The organism is Actinoplanes sp. ATCC 53533, assembly GCF_003947245.1.
The window spans coordinates 13,423-29,417 of sequence record NZ_QHHV01000135.1 but is presented as its reverse complement, the minus strand read 5'-3'; the positions used below and the strand labels follow the sequence as shown (position 1 = coordinate 29,417).

Sequence of the window (15,995 nt, the reverse complement as noted above, 5' to 3'; positions counted from 1 at the left end):
GGCCGAGTTCGATGCCCGCCGCCACGGCGAACCGGTCAACCGCGAGCCGCACAAATGTGCCGAACTCCGCTGGTCGTCCATCAACGACCTGCCATCCAACACGGTGCCGTACACAGTCGCCAGCATCGACGTCTGGCGAAACAGCACCGGGCTGCAGATCAGCGGATGGCAGTAAACCGCCCTGCGCGTCCATTCGCCGGGCCAGAGCACGAACGGAGGCACCACACGTGACCGAACAGCGAACAGGGTGGAGCCGGTGGCCGGACGACTGGCCGGCGACCAAGGACGGGGCCGGCTGCGTCCTGTGCGCCTTCGTCGCCAACGAGGACCCGGCCTGGGGCGTACGCATCTACACCGGGCAGGTCGCCAACGCCTACCTGGCCACGATCGGGCAGATGCGCGGCTACTGCTGGGTGATCTGGCGCGACGGCCACGTCTGTGAACCCACCGACCTCGACCCCGCCGACGCCCAGCTGTTCTTCGCCGACATGCTCACCGTCGGCCGGGCCCTGCAGGACCTGCTGGAGCCCGCCAAGCTGAACTACGAGATCCTCGGCAACAAAGTGCCCCATCTGCACGCCCACGTCGTGCCCCGACCGGTGGTGGACCCGCACCCCGGCGGGGCGCTGCCGTGGACGTACCTCGACGACGGCTGCCCCGACCCCGGCGAGGTCCACGCGCTCGCGGCGCACCTGCGCAGCCGGCTCGGGGAGACCGGCGACCCGGCCTCCGAGCGGCGGTGAGCATGGCCGACCGGATTCGCATCGCCATCGCGCAGACACTCGTCACCGTCGACCCAGCCGCCAACGGCACCGCGATCCGGGCCGCCATGCGGCAGGCCGCCGACCGGGGTGCCCGGCTCGTCCACTTCGCCGAAGGCGCGCTCACCGGCTATGCGGGTGCCGACAAGCCGCACTACGCCGGATGGCGCATCGACTGGGCGCCGATCGCCGAGGAGTTGGCCGCCACGATGACACTGGCCGGCGAACTCGGGGTGTGGGTCGTGGCCGGCGGCAACCACCAACTCACCGGAGACCACCGACCCCACAACTCGCTATGGGTGATCAACGACAGCGGCCAACTAGCCGACCGCTACGACAAGCGGCTGCTGTCGCACAACGAGGTCGCCAGCTTCTACACCCCCGGCGACCACATCTGCACCTTCACTGTGGACGGGTTCACCTTCGGGTGTCTGCTCTGCATCGAGGTCAACTTTCCCGAGCTGTGGATGAAACAGGCCGACCTCGGCGTGGACTGTGTGCTGTTCTCCAGCTTCTCCGAAGACCCGATCTTCGAGATCATCGCCCGCGGGCACGCCGCCACCACCGGCTGCTGGGTCAGCATGGCCGTGCCCGCCCAATGCGCGCCGGCCGCCTCGTCGGCGCTGATCGGCCCGCACGGCTATCTGCTGCGCCGCGCCAGCCCGGACGGCCCTGACGTGGTCTGCGTCGATCTCGACCGCACCGACCCAGACTTGGACGTCGCGCTGAACAAGGCCCGGCCATGGCGCGCCACCGCCCGAGCCGGTGACATCTACGCCACCCGCCGGGTCACCGATGCCCGCACGCTCGACCGCACCCACCCCTGACCAGTCCTGTGAGGGAGCAGCCGTGACCGATCTCGACCAGGCGTTCGGCGCCGTATCAGCCCACATCTACAGCAACCACGAGCGGTACGGCGAAACCGTGCACCGTTCGCTGCCCGAGTGGATTCGCCGCGAGGTGGCCGCCCTACAGGTTCATGCCGGAGACCGGGTACTCGAGGTCGGCACCGGATCCGGGTACAGCGGCGCACTGCTGGCAAAGTTGTGCGGGCCGCAGGGCCGGGTCACCAGCGTCGACATCAGCGACGAACTCATCCGCAGAGCCACCGCGATCCACGCCGAACGCGGTGTCACCGGGGTCGACTGCCACGTCGCCGACGGCCTTGCCGGCTACCCCGCCGCAGCCCCCTTCGACCGTGCCGTCGCCTGGTGCACGCCCCCGCTGCTCCTGCAAGCCTGGGTAGAGCAGGTCGTCGACGGCGGGCGGATCGTCGCGTGCCTGCCAATCGCGGCACTACCGTCCACCACCCTCATCGCCACCATCACCGTCACGGCCGGACAACCCCGCGTCGAGGCCGTCACCGGCGGCGGCTACGCCCAGAGCACCCCGACTGCGGTCGACGACGCCCAGACCATCCCCGGACGCTGGGTCGACCACTGCGACCACCAGCCCGATCCGTCCTGGATCGGCATCTGCTGGCGCGCCGCCGACGACGCCCAGCACACCGGTGCCCACGCAGCCCTCGACCAGCTACTGCATCCCGGGCACACCGAAACGTACCGGCAGATGGAGGCGGACTGGCGCTCCTGGAGCGCCTACACGGCCGCGCTCGGCGACCCGCAACTGAGTCTGGTGTCCCTGCGCAACGAGATCCGAGGCATCGGCCATACGACGGCAAGCTCGGCGGCGGTGATCCTGACCGACGGGACCATCCTTGCTGACAGTCCGACCTCGCCGTCCCTGCTCACCCTGCGGGCCTGGCTGGATCGGTGGGAACACACCGGCCGCCCGGCGCCCGAGTCCTTCCCCTGCACCCTCGTGCCGCACGATGGCCCTGATCTTGCCGGCTGGGACCTGCGCGTCAGCCACGCCACCGCAACCACCCGGCCGGGAAACGCCGCACCGAACCGTTGATCCCCATCTGAGCAGGCAGGAAGCCGAGGTGAAAGGAAACCCATGACCAGCCGGTACGGCACCATCGTCGTCGTTCACGTGCTGCTGCGCCGCACCGACGGCCAGGTCCTGCTCCTGCAACGCGCCGGCACCGGTGAAGCCGACGGCCAACTCTGTCTGCCGGGTGGACACCTCGAGGGCGGGGAATCGGTGATCGCCGGCGCGATCCGGGAGACGGCCGAGGAAACCGGTATCCACCTGTCCGAGACGAATCTTGGGTTCGTTCATGTCGTGCACCGCCGTCACGGCCACGACGACCCGCGGCTCGGCTTCTTCTTCCTCGCCGCCGGCTGGCAAGGCCAGCCGGTCAACCGGGAACCCCACAAATGCGCGGGGCTGGTCTGGGCGGACCCGGCGAAGCCACCCGCCACCACGATCGCGTACACCGTGGCCGCCCTGGAACAGATCAGCAATGGCCGACCGTTCTCCCTCGACGGATGGGCAGACCACTCACCTCCCGCCGGCCCTGTCCAGCGCAGCGGTGAGGCCGCAGCGTTCGTGGTCGAGGTCGAACGGCGGTTCACCGCCGTGCAAGGACTGCCGTCACCGGTACGCGCCCAGCGCGGCCTTCCCCCGATCCCGGCGGGCGACGGTATCGAGGTGGTGCTGCGGATCGGGATCGCGTTCGGCGAAGACCAGCTGACCGAACACGGCTGGTTCTTCGACACCGATGCGACCGCGGAGATCCTAGACCGATGCTGTGCCGAGCTCAGCCGCCGGCCGTGGATCAGGTTGTTCGCGTTCCGGCCGACCTTTGAACTGGTCGCCCGGCACCTGTACCGTCAGCTGGCGCAGCAGGTACCGCAGCTCGCGTTCCTCGAACTGCGCGACGACACGTTCGGCGTGACCACCCGATACACGCCGAGCATGACGCCCGCCGGAGTGCGGCCGTGACCCCGGACGAGCTGGTCGCCGCGGCGATCGCCGCGGCCGAGGACGGCATGGCCCGCGGGGAGATGCCCATCGGTGCGGTCGTCGAGACCGGCGGCGTCATCATCGCCACCGCCTTCACCCAGGACCAGGCCCAGCAGCGGCGGATGATCCACGCCGATCTGCTCGCCATGATCAGCGCCGACCGGCAACTCGGGCTCGACCCGCGGCCGCACCCGGTGCGTCTCGCGGTCAACCTCGAACCCTGCTTGATGTGCCTGGGCGCGGCCATGGCGCTCAAGGTCGACGAGATCTACTACGGGCTGGAGTCTCCCGCCGACGGCGGTGCCCGGCTCGCCGCCTCGTGGCCGGCCCACCCGGACCTGCCCTGGTACCGGCCGCCCCGTATGACCGGCGGAATCCGCCGTGACGAGGTCCGCGACCAGTTCCGCCGCTACTGCCAGACGGCGCCGGAGTCCGGATTCCGCCGCTGGTCGCACAGCTTGGCCCAACTCGGCGGCCTCGGCGATCCATGCTGACCCGGCAGCGCAGCCGCCCCACCATCACCGCCGCGCCACGCCACCCTTCCTTTCCTGCCCAGCACCACCTCGTGAACGGAGGCCTTCCGTTGCCATCTGCTGCCTTCGAACCAGGTTCGACCGTCGTCCGACGCGACGTACGCGACGGCAAGGTCTGGACCGCGGCCCCGCACCGCGTCCTCGCCGACGACGGCACCCAATTGGTTCTCGTGACCTGGCCTGGCGCCGCCGGCTACGCCCTGGCCAACTGGATCAGATCGTTGACCGGCGGCGGCGAGCGTGCCCGCCGCCAGGCGGTCACCGAGCTGGCCGACGGTGAATGGGAACTCGGCCGTTGGATCTGGCGGGACACCATTGTCGTCACCTGGATCGGCTTGGACCCGGATTTCAGCCTCCAGCACTACCAGCCCATCGACGGCAGCCCCGGACACTGGAAGATCAACTTTGAGCGGCCGGTGACCCGCACCTCGACCGGCATCGACACCTGTGACCTGCTGCTGGACCTCATCACCGACCCAGCCGGAACCTGGCGATGGAAAGACGAGGCCGAGTACGACGAGATCCGCAGCAGGGGTCTGATCCCGGACACCGAACATGAGCGAGTGCAAGCCGCCCGACGCCGGGCTCTCGCCTTCGCCGAAGCAGGCCGAGGACCTCTCGGCGAGGACTGGACCAGCTGGCGGGTACCCGCCGATTGGCCCCTCCCGATCCTGCCCGACGGCGCACTGACCACCCACGGGTAGTGCGCCGGTAGCGGCCCGCCGCACCGGCCGCCGCGCCCGGCCCCTGAAGACAACGCTGAACACCCTCTGGAAGGACAAGCAGCAGTGGACACCACGGTCGAGAGCACCACACCGGACCGGCTGCGCGCCGAACTGGCAGCAACCCTCATGGCGAAGAACTGGATTCGCACAACAGCGGTCGAGCGCGCCTTCTGGACGGTGCCCCGCCACCTGTTCGTGCCGGACACGGTCACCCCCGAGCAGGCGTACGAGGACACGATCGTCGCGACCAAACGCGGGCCGGACGGCAAGACGACGAGTTCGGTATCTGCTCCGTGGCTTCAATCGTTCATGCTGGAGGAGGCCGGGCTGAACCCTGGCGCCCGGGTCCTTGAGATCGGCTCCGGCGGCTACCAGGCGGCCCTGATCGCCGAACTCGTCGGCCCGAACGGACTGGTCGTCACCGTCGACATCGACGCTGAGGTCACCGGACTGGCCCGTACCTATCTCGACCGGGCCGGCTACCCGCAGGTGCAGGTGGTGCACGGCGACGGCGACCTCGGCCACCCACCCGGCGCCCCCTACGACGCGATCATCATCACCATGGAAGTCGGCGATGTCTCGCCGTTCTGGGTCGACCAACTCACCCCGGACGGGCGGATCATCCTTCCCCTGCGGATGCGGACACTGACCCGCTGCCTCACCCTGCACCGCCGCGACGATCACCTCGCCGCGAGCAGATTCCTGCAATGCGGCTTCGTCCCGATGCAAGGCGAACGCAGCCAGCTCGCCCGCCGGATCCCGCTGCGCGGCAACGACATCGTCCTGCTGCTCGACGATCCTGTCGACGTGGACTCCAACGCTCTCACCGCCGCCCTCGACGGGCCCCGGGTGGACGTGTGGTCGCCGGTCACCATCACCATGCAAGAGCTTGAGTCGTTCGAGAGCCTGCACCTGTGGCTGTCCAGCCAGCCCTGGCCCTTCGGCGCCCTCGCCGTCGACCGCCAACGCACCGAAGGTCTGGTCGACCCGCAGGACCGGTTCACCTGCCCCACCCTGCTCACCGCCGGCAGCCTCGCCTACCTGACCATGCGCAAGATCGACGATGACCGCTGGCAGTTCGGCGCCCACGGCTTCGGACCCGACGCGCACACGCTCACCGCCGACCTGCTCGACGCCATCGCCGCCTGGGACAGCGACTACCGGCACGCGCGCGCTCCGGAGATCACCGTCCACCCGGACGGCACTACCCCACCGGCAGCGACCGCGCAGCCGCAGCTCGTCGTGGCCCGCCGACACACCGCCATCGCCGTGACCTGGCCTCCAGCAGAGAGCTCGCGGTGACCACCGGATCTTGCATCGAACGCAATCCCCCGCAGCAGCCGCTGCTGGTGGTGATCCGCGGCAACAGCGGCAGCGGGAAGACCACGACCGCCCGGGAAGTACGCCGCCAGTACGGGTCGCGAGGCCTGGCCGTCATCGAATTGGATCATTGCAGGAGGGTCATCCTGCGCGAACATGGCGGTGGCGGGGAGGACCGGGTCGCGCCGGGCTTCATTACCACCATGGCCCGCGCCGCACTCGACGGCGGCTACCACGTGATCCTGGAAGGCATCCTGCACACCGGCCAGTACGGCGACCCGGTCCGGGAACTGCTCAGTAAGCATCCCGGCCCGACCGCGTGCTACTTCATGGACGTCACGTTCGACGAGACGGTACGCCGGCACCAGCGCCGTGAGGAACCGATCCCGGTCGACCCGGAAACCATGCGCGGCTGGTACGCGGGCCGAGACCTGCTCGGTGTACCCGGCGAAGTGGTGATCCCGGAGAGCATGGGGTTCCAGGAGGTTGTGACGACGATCCTGCACACCAGTGGCCTCGCCGAGGCCGCAGCCTTGACGCCGTGCCCGACCCGCTGCGCACGATGTGCGGAGAAGGCCGCCGACGCTGACCCGCCGCCGGGCATCGCTGGTACCGCAGCGCGGACACAGCGTGCAGGCTGGTTGTGAGCGGGTCGTGCAGCACGATCGCGGGTAGCCCGCTGAACAGGCCGAAGACCCTGGGTCAGATCGATGGGATCGGACTCGGGTGGTGCAACTCGAGGCGCAAAGTCCGAGGCGCGGGCATCACCGGCTCGTCGCAGAAGCGGCTCGCCGGTAACGTCGACAGCGGCGGATGCCATGAACGGTCTTGCCGGGGCCTGCTCCGGGCATCGCAGGCCCGCAAGCGCGTCAATCACCACCGGAAGGCCGGGTAGACGATGGCCGTGATCGCTGACGAGATCTTCGAGCGTCTGCCTGGCCGGCATGCGCTGATCTTGAAGAGTTTGCAGCACCACGAACGGTTTCGCTGCCCGGGTTGCGACCGTCTTGGTGATGCGGCACGGGAGCCGACGTACGCGGTGGTGTATCACCTGATCGGGTTGGCCGGGGGTTACAGCGGGGAGACGATCGATTCGCCGAGCTGGCCCCCTGAAGCGATGTTGGTGCGCTGGTGGCTGACGCATGTACACGAGCAGTGCCGCGCGGCGCCGGTGCAACCGTGGTCAGCGTTGCCGCCGTGGGCCGCCCCGGACCAGTCATGCGCTGCCGCACCAGCGACCGAAACCCCGGTGCCACACACAGAGCCGGACGTGCCGGTGCGGTGGCAGGCGTCGGTGACGCCTGACGGGCTGCCGGTGGTGTATTGGTGCCCGACCGCGCCCGTGGCGCAGGTGGTGCGGTTTCCTGGCCCGCTCGGTAGCGGCGATGAGCGACTGGTGGATGTGCTGTCGGAAACGATGCAGTCGCGCGGCGCTCAGGTGCTGCGCGAGAAGGACATGATGCCGGACTGCGTCGCGACGCTGTGGCCTCTGGGCGACTGGTACGGACAGGTGTCCGCAGCCGGCGAGCTGACTGTCTGGATGCCCGGCACCTGGCAGCAGCGCGGCCACGCCGAGGCGGCAAGAGTGCCGCTGTGCACGATGCGTGGTCTAGACCCCGGCTGGGTCGAGGCGGCTCGGTCAGAACAGCGGATCCTGCTGGCGATGCGGCCACCAGCCACCGCGAAACCTGACCTTCCCGAGGCTCTGCTGTGGAAGTTGTTCAACCCGGTCAACTATCCGGCCGACATCGACAGGCCCGGCCCGTTCGGGGCGACCCCGGAGCCGGTGCCGGTGCCGGCCAGGTCGCCGGACCCGGTTGGCGGGATCGTCGCCGTCGGTACCGTGCCCGATGACGAGCGAAAAAGCGTCAAGCCGCGCCGCGTCCCAATACGCAGGAGCGTGAGCGGGCCGCCGATCGAAGTCGGCTCGCTGTGGACGGCGGCGCAGGACCGCGCGCAGCAACTGGTAGACGCCAGCCGGGCTGATCCGTGCCAGACGCAGCGGGCGCCCACGGACGGGTCGGTGCTGCTGATCGCCTTGGTCCTGACCGCGTTGAGCCGCGAACAGGATCGTCAACCTGGCGAGGTCGCACTCGCCGACGTCGCCACGCGGCTGGCGAACCGGGCCGGGGACCTGTGGAGCTGGCTGGACGTGATGCTGCAACCCACCACCGTGGCAGATGATCTGCGGCGGGCTGCCACGCTCACCACCGGCTACGGGAGCTGGCGGGACCTGTCGCCGCGCCGGCTGCTGGAGGATCTCGACGGCACCCGGGCCGTGGTCGAGCGGCGCTGGCTGATCGACGGCGGCGGGCTGCGCCTCGGCGACCGGGCGTTGTGGGTGCCTCATCCCGAGGACCCGCAGGAGCACGTGCGTCTGTGCCAGCTCCGTGACGTCGGCAGCTCGACCTGGCCCGACTCGGGACGGCGCACCGGCGCGATCGCGGCGGTCGTCGGCGTCGACTGCGAGGAGAAGGTGCCCCGCTGGCGTACTGACGGCGTCGCCTACTGGGATCTGCTCGCCGCCGACGACAGCACCGCCCGTGCGGTGGTGCAGGCCGCCTACAGCGCCGGCGTGGACCTGTGGTTCGCCCGCCAGCACCTCGACGGCGACGACCTCAACCCGGCTGACGACCCTCTGCGGGTCTGGAAGACGTTGCACGCCCGCGCCCAGCATCACACGATCCCCGCGGTCCGGCAGGTGCTCGACACCGTGCTCGCCGCGAACGACATCGGCCTGCGCTCCGCGATGACCAGCGGCATCGTGCAGTTGCAGGCGCTCGCACCGCTGCTGCCTATACCCGGAGCGCCGGTCGGCGAAGGCGGCTACACCCGGTAAGCAGCGAAAGCCGTCTCGATGATCGCTTCCGGGGCGGGGTAGGCAACGGTGTCAGGCCGCCGGGTGGAACAGGTCGTGCACCCAGCTGGGCAGACGGCCAGGGGGCGAGCGGGTGGCTGAAGGCGCGCAGCGCGGTGAGGCGTACCCGCATGCTGCCGGCGTGGTCGCGGCCGATCGTGCCGTGCCGGAGGTGGCGGGCAGGTAGCGGCCTGTCGAAGACAGGCCACATCGACGAGATGCCGATGCCCGGCCTCGAACAGCGGTATATCCAACGGTTCGACACAGTAATGAATGCGGAGCCGACACCAACCGCCGTTGGTGGCCAGCCAGGCGCGGAGGCTGGCGAGCTGCGCGTCGCCCGGGTGACACATCAGCAGGTGGACAGGCTGGTCGGCGCCGAGGGCCGGCGGTCAAAGCTGAAATTGCCTATCAGTTCAGTCAATCCCACCGAGCGCCGGACGGCGTAACGGCGATGGCGTGCGAATGTTCCCCCTACAAACAGTGGTCGATATCGTTTACCTCATGACGTCACTCCCGCGACCAGGTCCCGACGATCAAGCGACTCTCGCGGTGGTGGCCGCCAACCGCCGGTTGACCCGCGCGTACCTTGACGAGGACCGCGCTGCGGTTTCGGCAGCCGACCAGTGGCTTCGCGCCGTCAGCACGCCGTCCGACGAACTACAGCAGCGCGATCCCGGCGCCGCCGAGCGACTGCGGGACCTGCTTCCTGTCGAGGACGCGGCGATGGCAGCCGCGGACTCGCTGATCATCCTGCGGGACACGAGCATGGCGCGCGCGTTGACCGACGCCCGGCGGTTGGTCGCGCAGTTCGCACCGCAGCAGGAGCGCGACGGGCTGCTCGCGGCGTTCGACAATCTGGGCACCCGCGACGCTGCCCTGCCCTCGACGGAATCGGTCGAACTGCTGGGAGTCAGCGGCACCCACCTGTATGCGGCGATCCACGCCGCTATCGCGTTGCAGCTTCATCCCGGCGCCCGCGGTCCCTTCCGCGTGCAACTGGAAGTGGAAATCCGCGACGGACGTACCCTCAGCCAGGGCATGCCGATCGAGGAGTCCGCCAGCTACGTGTCACCGGAGCAAGCGTGGAAGGCGCTCCGCGCGGCGCTGCCCGACCTGGCGGCGGGCATGGACGGCGAGGACAACACCGGCACCCGAATCGTGGTAACCGCCGCTTTACAGCTTTATCTGCTCGACCACCCCGACCCGACCCCCAAGCAGCTGTCCGACGTAGTCCGAGACCGCCTCGGGCGGTATGCGGCGGAACTACAATCCTGGAACAGATCGCCCCGGCAGCCCCGGCCCCAGCACGCCGGGCTCACCGCCGATCAACTGGCCGCGCGGCGCACCGCCGAACGTGCACGCCGTCGCGGCGGGAAGAACAGCCGCCGCCCCGCACCCCCGCCGGCACCCACCACGCCCGCGCACCGCGCCGTCCGCCAAGGACCCGCCCCCGATCCCGGCGGCTCCGCGCCAACCGCACCCGGCCCCGTCGTTATGCGCTACGCCGGGCCCCCCTTGACGGTGTGGGCCGCCGCGCACCTCATCGCTGAAGCGTTGATGACCAGGCTGCCCCGGGCGTTCGTCGCTGCGCCCGGCGACGACCGGCACGCGATCGAAACTGCCATGATCGCCTACGTGATCACCGTCATCGCGAACAACAGCGGCGCGATCACCCCGGCAACCGACACCGTCGCGTCTCCCCAGGTGTTCGCGGAGCTGCCCGTACCCGCCGTAGCGGGACTGCTGCACCACGGGCTGAAACTGACGTTGGCGGTCATCCACCGCAGCGGGCACCGGCCCGCCCTCGGCGATCCCGGCCACGGCGCGTTCATCACCTGGTCACGGCTGGTTGACACGGACGGCGCTTCGCCCTCCGACGTCGTCGCTGACCCGCAGCTGATGCAACGCGTCGACGACGACATCAAACGACTTGATGAGCACGCCGAGCGCGCCTTCCGCGCCGTCATGTTCGCCGCACTGCACCTGCGCCCCGACCGCGAAGACATCGACGTACCCTTCTCATACTTCGGACGGTTGATCAACGAGTACCTCGCCGCCCGCAGGTGAGGGCGGACGCCAAGGGGCCTCTGCCGTGTGCGGAGGTCACGTCTCTGCCGCACCCGCACTGTTGCGGCTAGCGCCCATCGACGGCCTGGCCGGTCGACGTCGAGCGGCTCGCATCGAGGAAACTTTGCCCCTTTGCTGGATATGTCGCCAGCATGCGCGGCGGCTGCCACGGCGGGCAATGACCGCTGCGGCCGGCATCGTTCGGTGCGTGCACAGCGTTCGAGTGTCAATGGCCGCGGGTGGTCAGCAGCGCGGCGAGGACCGCGCGGCGCGCGGCACCGCCTGGGTGCCGGTCACCGGGTCGAGCACCGCGTCCGGTCCTTCCTGGGCTGCGACCGGGCCGGGCATGACGGCCGAGCGTCGTGACGGCCGAGCATATCGACAGGGGTAATGATTGAGTACAGTGCGCGGATGACTACCCGCCGGTCTCGGGTCCTCAGCGACGAGCAGCGTGCACTGCGGCGGGCGTTCGTGGTGTTCGCGTGCACGATGCCGCTCGCGATCAATGTGACGGTCGGGTGGTCGAGCATTCCACCAGGGTGGTTGCCGTACCTGACGGGACTACTCGGCGGCTGTCTCGCGGTGTCGGTGCCGTTCGTGGCGCTCACCTGGTACGTGAGCCGCAGATCGCAGGCATCGATCATCACGTCGAGCGGTGACGTCATCGCCTGCCAGGTCGTGTCCGGTGAGCACGGCGGTCTGGATGCCGTGCCGCAGCGCTGGCTGAGCCCGCTGGAGCAGGTCGTGGACTACCGGGTCGGGACCTACGGTGCCCGGCAGGTGCGGTTCGTCGTCCAGCGTGGCTACAACTTTGGCATCACCGCGGGCGGTCCCGGCCGCCCGCACCCCCCGCACACCTGGCATCACCCGGCCCGTTCCTACGCCACCTGCGACTGAACAGGACTCCTTGGTGCGACGTTTCGCTGACACTCTCTGGTCACCGACCGGTTCCCGCCCCCACATCGAGGTTCCGGCGTCCCCGCAGGTCGCCGGGCTCGCCGCCGCGTACGTGGCGCAGAGCCGGGCCTGGTGGGACGAGCAGAACGACGAGCGGGACTTCGACGAGGTGTTCGAGGTCGTCAACACGCCGTTCTTGCACATGACCGTGGCGTGGCTCGACATGCTCAGCACAAGCCTGTCCCCGGGGCAGTTCGACACCTTGCACGACACCCTCGCGAGGCGGCTGGCCGCGCTCGCACCGTTCGAGGTGAGGGTCGGGCCGGCGACCGTCGGGCTGTACGCGGTGGAGCTTTACATCGTCCCTAACACGCAGGCCAATGAACTGGCCGGACACGCGCGGGCGGCACTCCGGGAGGTCTTCGGCGAGACCGCCGCCCCCGAGCCGAGGCCGGTCCGGCCATGGCGTGCACACGTCACCGCGATGTACGGCCGTCAGCGCGTGGACACTGACGCGCTGGCCTCGCGCCTGGCCTACACGACCAGCCCCGAAGGGCAAGGTCTATTGGCGCCGGTCACGATGACGGTGGATCACGTGCTGCTCGTCGACCAGGACACCTGGGGCCCAGACGGGCTGGCGTGGAATCAGCACACCGCGCGCACCGTCGCGCTCGGCCGGCGGTGACCCCGGTGCCCCGAACCGCAGGGCGAACCTGGCGTGTTCGGCTGAGTTCGAGATCTTCCGGGTCGTGGTGGGCGTCGGCTACGCCGCAGGACTGCTCAGGGCTGCCATGAGACGCTGCCCGAACTGCAAGCGCAGGCCCGCTGGCACCTCGCGCAGCGTGTAGAGCTGGACGGGGCTGCCGAAGCGCAGGCTGGCCTCGACGGCGTCGAGGATGTGCTGGTGGTGCGGGAGCCTGAAGTCCTGCTGGCCGGGGATACGCCGGGTAAGCCAGCTGTGCTCTACGAGATCAGCCAGCAGCAGCCGACGGATGCGCGGGAGCCCGGCAACTTTCTGCAGGCTGATCGGGCAACTGTCGCGTTCGGAGCGAGACACCACACAGAGGATCATGCTCAGGTAGGTGCCGTCGTCGACGGTCCAGCCGGGATCGGCGTCGTCAGGTCGCGCGCCGAGTAGCTGCGGGACTCCCCGGATGGCCAGGTCGAACAGACATGCACGCACGCCCAACCACGTGATCGATGCCCGCGGGCGGCCATCGGGGGTCCAACGCACGATCGTGTCTCTGCGCAGCAACGGCATCCACCGGCCGTCGTCGAGCAGCGCCACGACTGCATGGTCCTCTTCACGGGGGAAGAGGGCGCCCGAGTGACCGGCCCGTAGCAGGCCGCCGAGTTCATCGTCGCTCAGCCGTGTCCGCAGCAGAGCGCCGTAGAAGTCGAGGTGGTCGTAGCCGGCGTCGATGCCGTTCTCACCGCACACGCAGTGCCACGGCCCACTCAATCCAGACGCCGTCTCGACAAGCCGGTGCGGTGCGACATCATGCATCAGCATCCGCCGATCGTATGCGCCGGGCAAAGACTCCATGGTCGGCGGCACACTATGTCGGACGCTGCGCGATCGCACCCACGATCCGATCGACGTCCGCCAAGAACTACCTCACCGTGGCGGCCTGGCCAAGGTAAGTTCTCCGTCACGCATGGCGGCCAAGAAATTCGAGACAACTGATTCGCTATGACCTTCATGATCTTGGACCAAAAACGTCCGGCCGGATCGCGACGCTAACAACCGTGGACACGCCAGCTGCTCGAAAACCCGGCTGACCACCATCCGCCGCGCCGCATCGGCCGCTGGGACGCCACCCACCACCTACCGGCTGACGCGATCACCGGCTACGCCGACGCCGACGCCGTGGGCGACACCACGGACCACCTGCCCATCATCGTCCAGCTCAACGAGTCAGCCCTGTAGGTGAGGAGACCGCGCCATGCACATCACCGTCGCCGTGCAGAATCTGCAGCACGGGGGGAACGAAGACGAGTCAGGTGCCCGCGTTGACCGGTGGCCGTTGCTGGCCGAACGGTTGCGGCAGGTGCGGCCGGATGTGCTGATCCTCAACGAGGCACGCGGCTGGGATCATGGCGGGCGCCGGCGCCTCGCCGCGGCGCAGAAGGACCTCGGCATGCTCGCGGCGCCGATCCCGCCATCCGCCAACAACCTTCCTACGCTCGTTCTGTACCGCCCCGACACGATGGGGTTCTGGGAGCGCTGCAACGACGGTCTGAGCACGGCGACGGTGCACGGGTTCACCACGGTGTCCTTCACCATTCCAGACGCCGATCTGCCGCCGGTCACGTTCGCCGGCTGTCACCTGTCTCCCTATAGCGCCCACCAGGCGATCATTGAAATCGAATTGATCGCCACCCGCGCCTACCGGTACGGGCCGCTGGTCGTGCTCGGCGGCGACCTGAACTTTCCGCCCGAAGCCGGCCCGGATCCGCTCTACGAGGTCATGCTGCCGTTCAACCTTGCGTCGCGGACGGTACTCGACGTCGATGGTGTCCGCAGCCCGAACCGGCAGGTCGCTGAGGCTCTGCGCCGGCGCGGATACCTCGACACCGCCTGGGAGCTGTACCAGCGGACCAGGGATGAGCGTCTGCTGCGCCGCACCGCCAACGATGACCGCATCGACCGGATCCACATCACCGAGCCGCTGGCGCCAGCGCTGCTCAGCTACGACTTGTTGGACCGCCCGGACGGCGCCAGCGATCACCACGGCGTCGTGATCACCATCGACACGGATCTTATCGGGCGGGAGGGGCTCTGGACCTATCGGTAACCCATCACCGCGCACGATGCCTCCGCGCCGGCGGCGCAGACAAGGTCGGGCCGGTTCCCCGGAGACCCGCACCCAGCTGCGACGACAGTGGGAGCCTATGCGCTGCCGCGCTGCGGGCGATTGTCGGTGACGGGAACGCCACCCGGAACGGTGTGACGTGGTGCGAGGCGGCTCAGCCGAACGATGGCCGCGGCAACGACCTGGTCGAAGTCGGCGTCCGTGGCGTCGCGCACCTCCTGCAGGATCTGCCGTACCGGGGCGATGGTGTGCAGGGCGCAACGCTCGCGAATCTCCTCTCGCCGCAGGGGATCGTCGCGTGTGGACGGCAATACCGACGCGACCCAGCCGTAGGTGTAGAGATCCTCCGCGGCGCAGTAGGCGGCCTGGGCGGCAGCTCGCGGATCATTGTCGTCGGCCAGCAGGATCCGACATTCCTCAAGCAGGTGCGGGTGTGGGGCACTGACAGCGACCTCGAACCAGGTCTGCGGCCACGCACGCTGCGGGTGGCTGGCCGGTGGCCAGGTCAATGTCGACACCGCCCGCACCTCACCGGGCAGCACGTCGCCGTCGGCGCCGCGGTACGGCAGGATCCGCACCTGATCATCGAGGCGGAGCCCGCCCGCGTCGATCAGCCGCTGCCGGTCCACCGCTGCCCTCGCGTGCCGGGCTGCTTCCACCCAGCCCAGCCCCGGGAAGACCAGCTGCGAGGGTGTGCCCCGCGCGGCGTGGCGGATGGCTGCGCTGACGGCTGCGAGCCGGTCCGCGACCGTCGTCGGCCCGATCATCAGCTCCAGCCATTGCACAAGATCTTGCTCCGGGTCAGCCAGCCGCTGCGCCACCGCCGCCAACCCCACCGGGTCCGCCCCGTCTTGACGGGCCAGGCCCACCATGACCAACGCGATCAGGTCCGGATCGGCTGCCTGTGACGCCGGCACCAGCGGATTGTGGGCAGCGGCCAGACACTGCCCCTGGGCGAGCGCCGGCTCCCACAGGCCGGCAACGTCGATCAATGCGGCAACCGGCGGGGCCGGGGCACTGCTCCGGCGGAGCCGGTCCAGGACCAGGTCTCGGTCCTCGTCGGCGGCGGTCCCGGCCGCGACCATGCCACCGGCCCGCTGCGGCAGCGAGAACCCCAACGGTCCGCCCGGATCCACCGGCAAGCA

The 15,995-nt window shown here is 69.4% G+C and carries 16 protein-coding genes; 14 read left to right on the top strand and 2 right to left on the bottom strand.

From position 1 onward, the window contains the following. Nucleotides 1-227: 227 nt before the first annotated feature. From DMB66_RS37905 to DMB66_RS37840, 13 genes are all read left to right on the top strand, one after another. On the top strand, nucleotides 228-743 hold the full coding sequence (locus DMB66_RS37905) for an HIT family protein (RefSeq protein WP_233625123.1): 516 nt from the start codon (nucleotides 228-230) through the stop codon (nucleotides 741-743). Between the two features lie 2 nt (nucleotides 744-745). Further along, nucleotides 746-1,588, top strand: a complete 843-nt coding sequence (locus DMB66_RS37900) for a carbon-nitrogen hydrolase family protein (protein ID WP_125808946.1) — start codon at nucleotides 746-748, stop codon at nucleotides 1,586-1,588. 22 nt (nucleotides 1,589-1,610) lie between these two features. Further along, complete coding sequence (locus DMB66_RS37895) at nucleotides 1,611-2,678, top strand: protein-L-isoaspartate O-methyltransferase (RefSeq protein ID WP_125808945.1); 1,068 nt, start codon at nucleotides 1,611-1,613, stop codon at nucleotides 2,676-2,678. Between the two features lie 42 nt (nucleotides 2,679-2,720). Then, complete coding sequence (locus tag DMB66_RS62955; protein ID WP_199752861.1) at nucleotides 2,721-3,611, top strand: NUDIX domain-containing protein; 891 nt, start codon at nucleotides 2,721-2,723, stop codon at nucleotides 3,609-3,611. Then, nucleotides 3,608-4,126, top strand: a complete 519-nt coding sequence (locus DMB66_RS37880; protein ID WP_199752860.1) for a deaminase — start codon at nucleotides 3,608-3,610, stop codon at nucleotides 4,124-4,126. Before DMB66_RS62955 ends, DMB66_RS37880 begins: the two co-directional genes overlap by 4 nt. 89 nt (nucleotides 4,127-4,215) lie before the next feature. Then, nucleotides 4,216-4,869 (top strand): DUF402 domain-containing protein, encoded by a 654-nt coding sequence (locus tag DMB66_RS37875; RefSeq protein ID WP_158647503.1) that lies wholly within the window; start codon nucleotides 4,216-4,218, stop codon nucleotides 4,867-4,869. An 84-nt stretch (nucleotides 4,870-4,953) separates the two neighbouring features. Continuing rightward, nucleotides 4,954-6,192, top strand: coding sequence for a methyltransferase, FxLD system (fxlM, locus tag DMB66_RS37870; protein WP_233625122.1), 1,239 nt, complete (start codon nucleotides 4,954-4,956; stop codon nucleotides 6,190-6,192). Beyond that, on the top strand, nucleotides 6,189-6,857 hold the full coding sequence (locus DMB66_RS37865; protein ID WP_199752859.1) for an AAA family ATPase: 669 nt from the start codon (nucleotides 6,189-6,191) through the stop codon (nucleotides 6,855-6,857). Before fxlM ends, DMB66_RS37865 begins: the two co-directional genes overlap by 4 nt. Before the next feature lie 257 nt (nucleotides 6,858-7,114). Then, nucleotides 7,115-9,049 (top strand): hypothetical protein, encoded by a 1,935-nt coding sequence (locus DMB66_RS37860; RefSeq protein ID WP_125808943.1) that lies wholly within the window; start codon nucleotides 7,115-7,117, stop codon nucleotides 9,047-9,049. Between the two features lie 149 nt (nucleotides 9,050-9,198). Next, nucleotides 9,199-9,516 carry a hypothetical protein gene (locus DMB66_RS64395; protein WP_125808942.1) on the top strand — a complete coding sequence of 106 codons (318 nt, stop codon included), beginning with the start codon at nucleotides 9,199-9,201 and terminating at the stop codon, nucleotides 9,514-9,516. Nucleotides 9,517-9,571: 55 nt separating this feature from the next. Beyond that, nucleotides 9,572-11,137 (top strand): hypothetical protein, encoded by a 1,566-nt coding sequence (locus DMB66_RS37850; RefSeq protein ID WP_125808941.1) that lies wholly within the window; start codon nucleotides 9,572-9,574, stop codon nucleotides 11,135-11,137. A gap of 411 nt (nucleotides 11,138-11,548) precedes the next feature. Continuing rightward, nucleotides 11,549-12,034, top strand: coding sequence for a hypothetical protein (locus tag DMB66_RS37845; RefSeq protein ID WP_125808940.1), 486 nt, complete (start codon nucleotides 11,549-11,551; stop codon nucleotides 12,032-12,034). 13 nt (nucleotides 12,035-12,047) lie between these two features. Continuing rightward, nucleotides 12,048-12,719: a 2'-5' RNA ligase family protein gene (locus tag DMB66_RS37840; RefSeq protein WP_125808939.1), complete on the top strand. Its 672-nt coding sequence runs from the start codon at nucleotides 12,048-12,050 to the stop codon at nucleotides 12,717-12,719. Between the two features lie 78 nt (nucleotides 12,720-12,797). Here DMB66_RS37840 and DMB66_RS37835 read toward each other — a convergent pair whose 3' ends face one another. Continuing rightward, complete coding sequence (locus tag DMB66_RS37835) at nucleotides 12,798-13,580, bottom strand: hypothetical protein (protein WP_125808938.1); 783 nt, start codon at nucleotides 13,578-13,580, stop codon at nucleotides 12,798-12,800. Between the two features lie 400 nt (nucleotides 13,581-13,980). Here DMB66_RS37835 and DMB66_RS37830 point away from each other — a divergent pair, with 400 nt between their 5' ends. Beyond that, nucleotides 13,981-14,832, top strand: a complete 852-nt coding sequence (locus DMB66_RS37830) for an endonuclease/exonuclease/phosphatase family protein (RefSeq protein ID WP_125808937.1) — start codon at nucleotides 13,981-13,983, stop codon at nucleotides 14,830-14,832. A 95-nt stretch (nucleotides 14,833-14,927) separates the two neighbouring features. Here DMB66_RS37830 and DMB66_RS37825 read toward each other — a convergent pair whose 3' ends face one another. Beyond that, nucleotides 14,928-15,992: a hypothetical protein gene (locus tag DMB66_RS37825; RefSeq protein WP_125808936.1), complete on the bottom strand. Its 1,065-nt coding sequence runs from the start codon at nucleotides 15,990-15,992 to the stop codon at nucleotides 14,928-14,930. Nucleotides 15,993-15,995 lie beyond the last annotated feature (3 nt).

Excerpts from the sequence above, each read along its gene's own strand:
- DMB66_RS37900 (WP_125808946.1), top strand. The coding sequence starts at position 746 with ATGGCCGACCGGATTCGCATCGCCATCGCGCAGACACTCGTCACCGTC.
- DMB66_RS62955 (WP_199752861.1), top strand. The coding sequence starts at position 2,721 with ATGACCAGCCGGTACGGCACCATCGTCGTCGTTCACGTGCTGCTGCGC.
- DMB66_RS64395 (WP_125808942.1), top strand. The coding sequence starts at position 9,199 with ATGCTGCCGGCGTGGTCGCGGCCGATCGTGCCGTGCCGGAGGTGGCGG.
- DMB66_RS37850 (WP_125808941.1), top strand. The coding sequence starts at position 9,572 with ATGACGTCACTCCCGCGACCAGGTCCCGACGATCAAGCGACTCTCGCG.
- DMB66_RS37845 (WP_125808940.1), top strand. The coding sequence starts at position 11,549 with ATGACTACCCGCCGGTCTCGGGTCCTCAGCGACGAGCAGCGTGCACTG.
- DMB66_RS37835 (WP_125808938.1), bottom strand. The coding sequence starts at position 13,580 with ATGGAGTCTTTGCCCGGCGCATACGATCGGCGGATGCTGATGCATGAT.
- DMB66_RS37830 (WP_125808937.1), top strand. The coding sequence starts at position 13,981 with ATGCACATCACCGTCGCCGTGCAGAATCTGCAGCACGGGGGGAACGAA.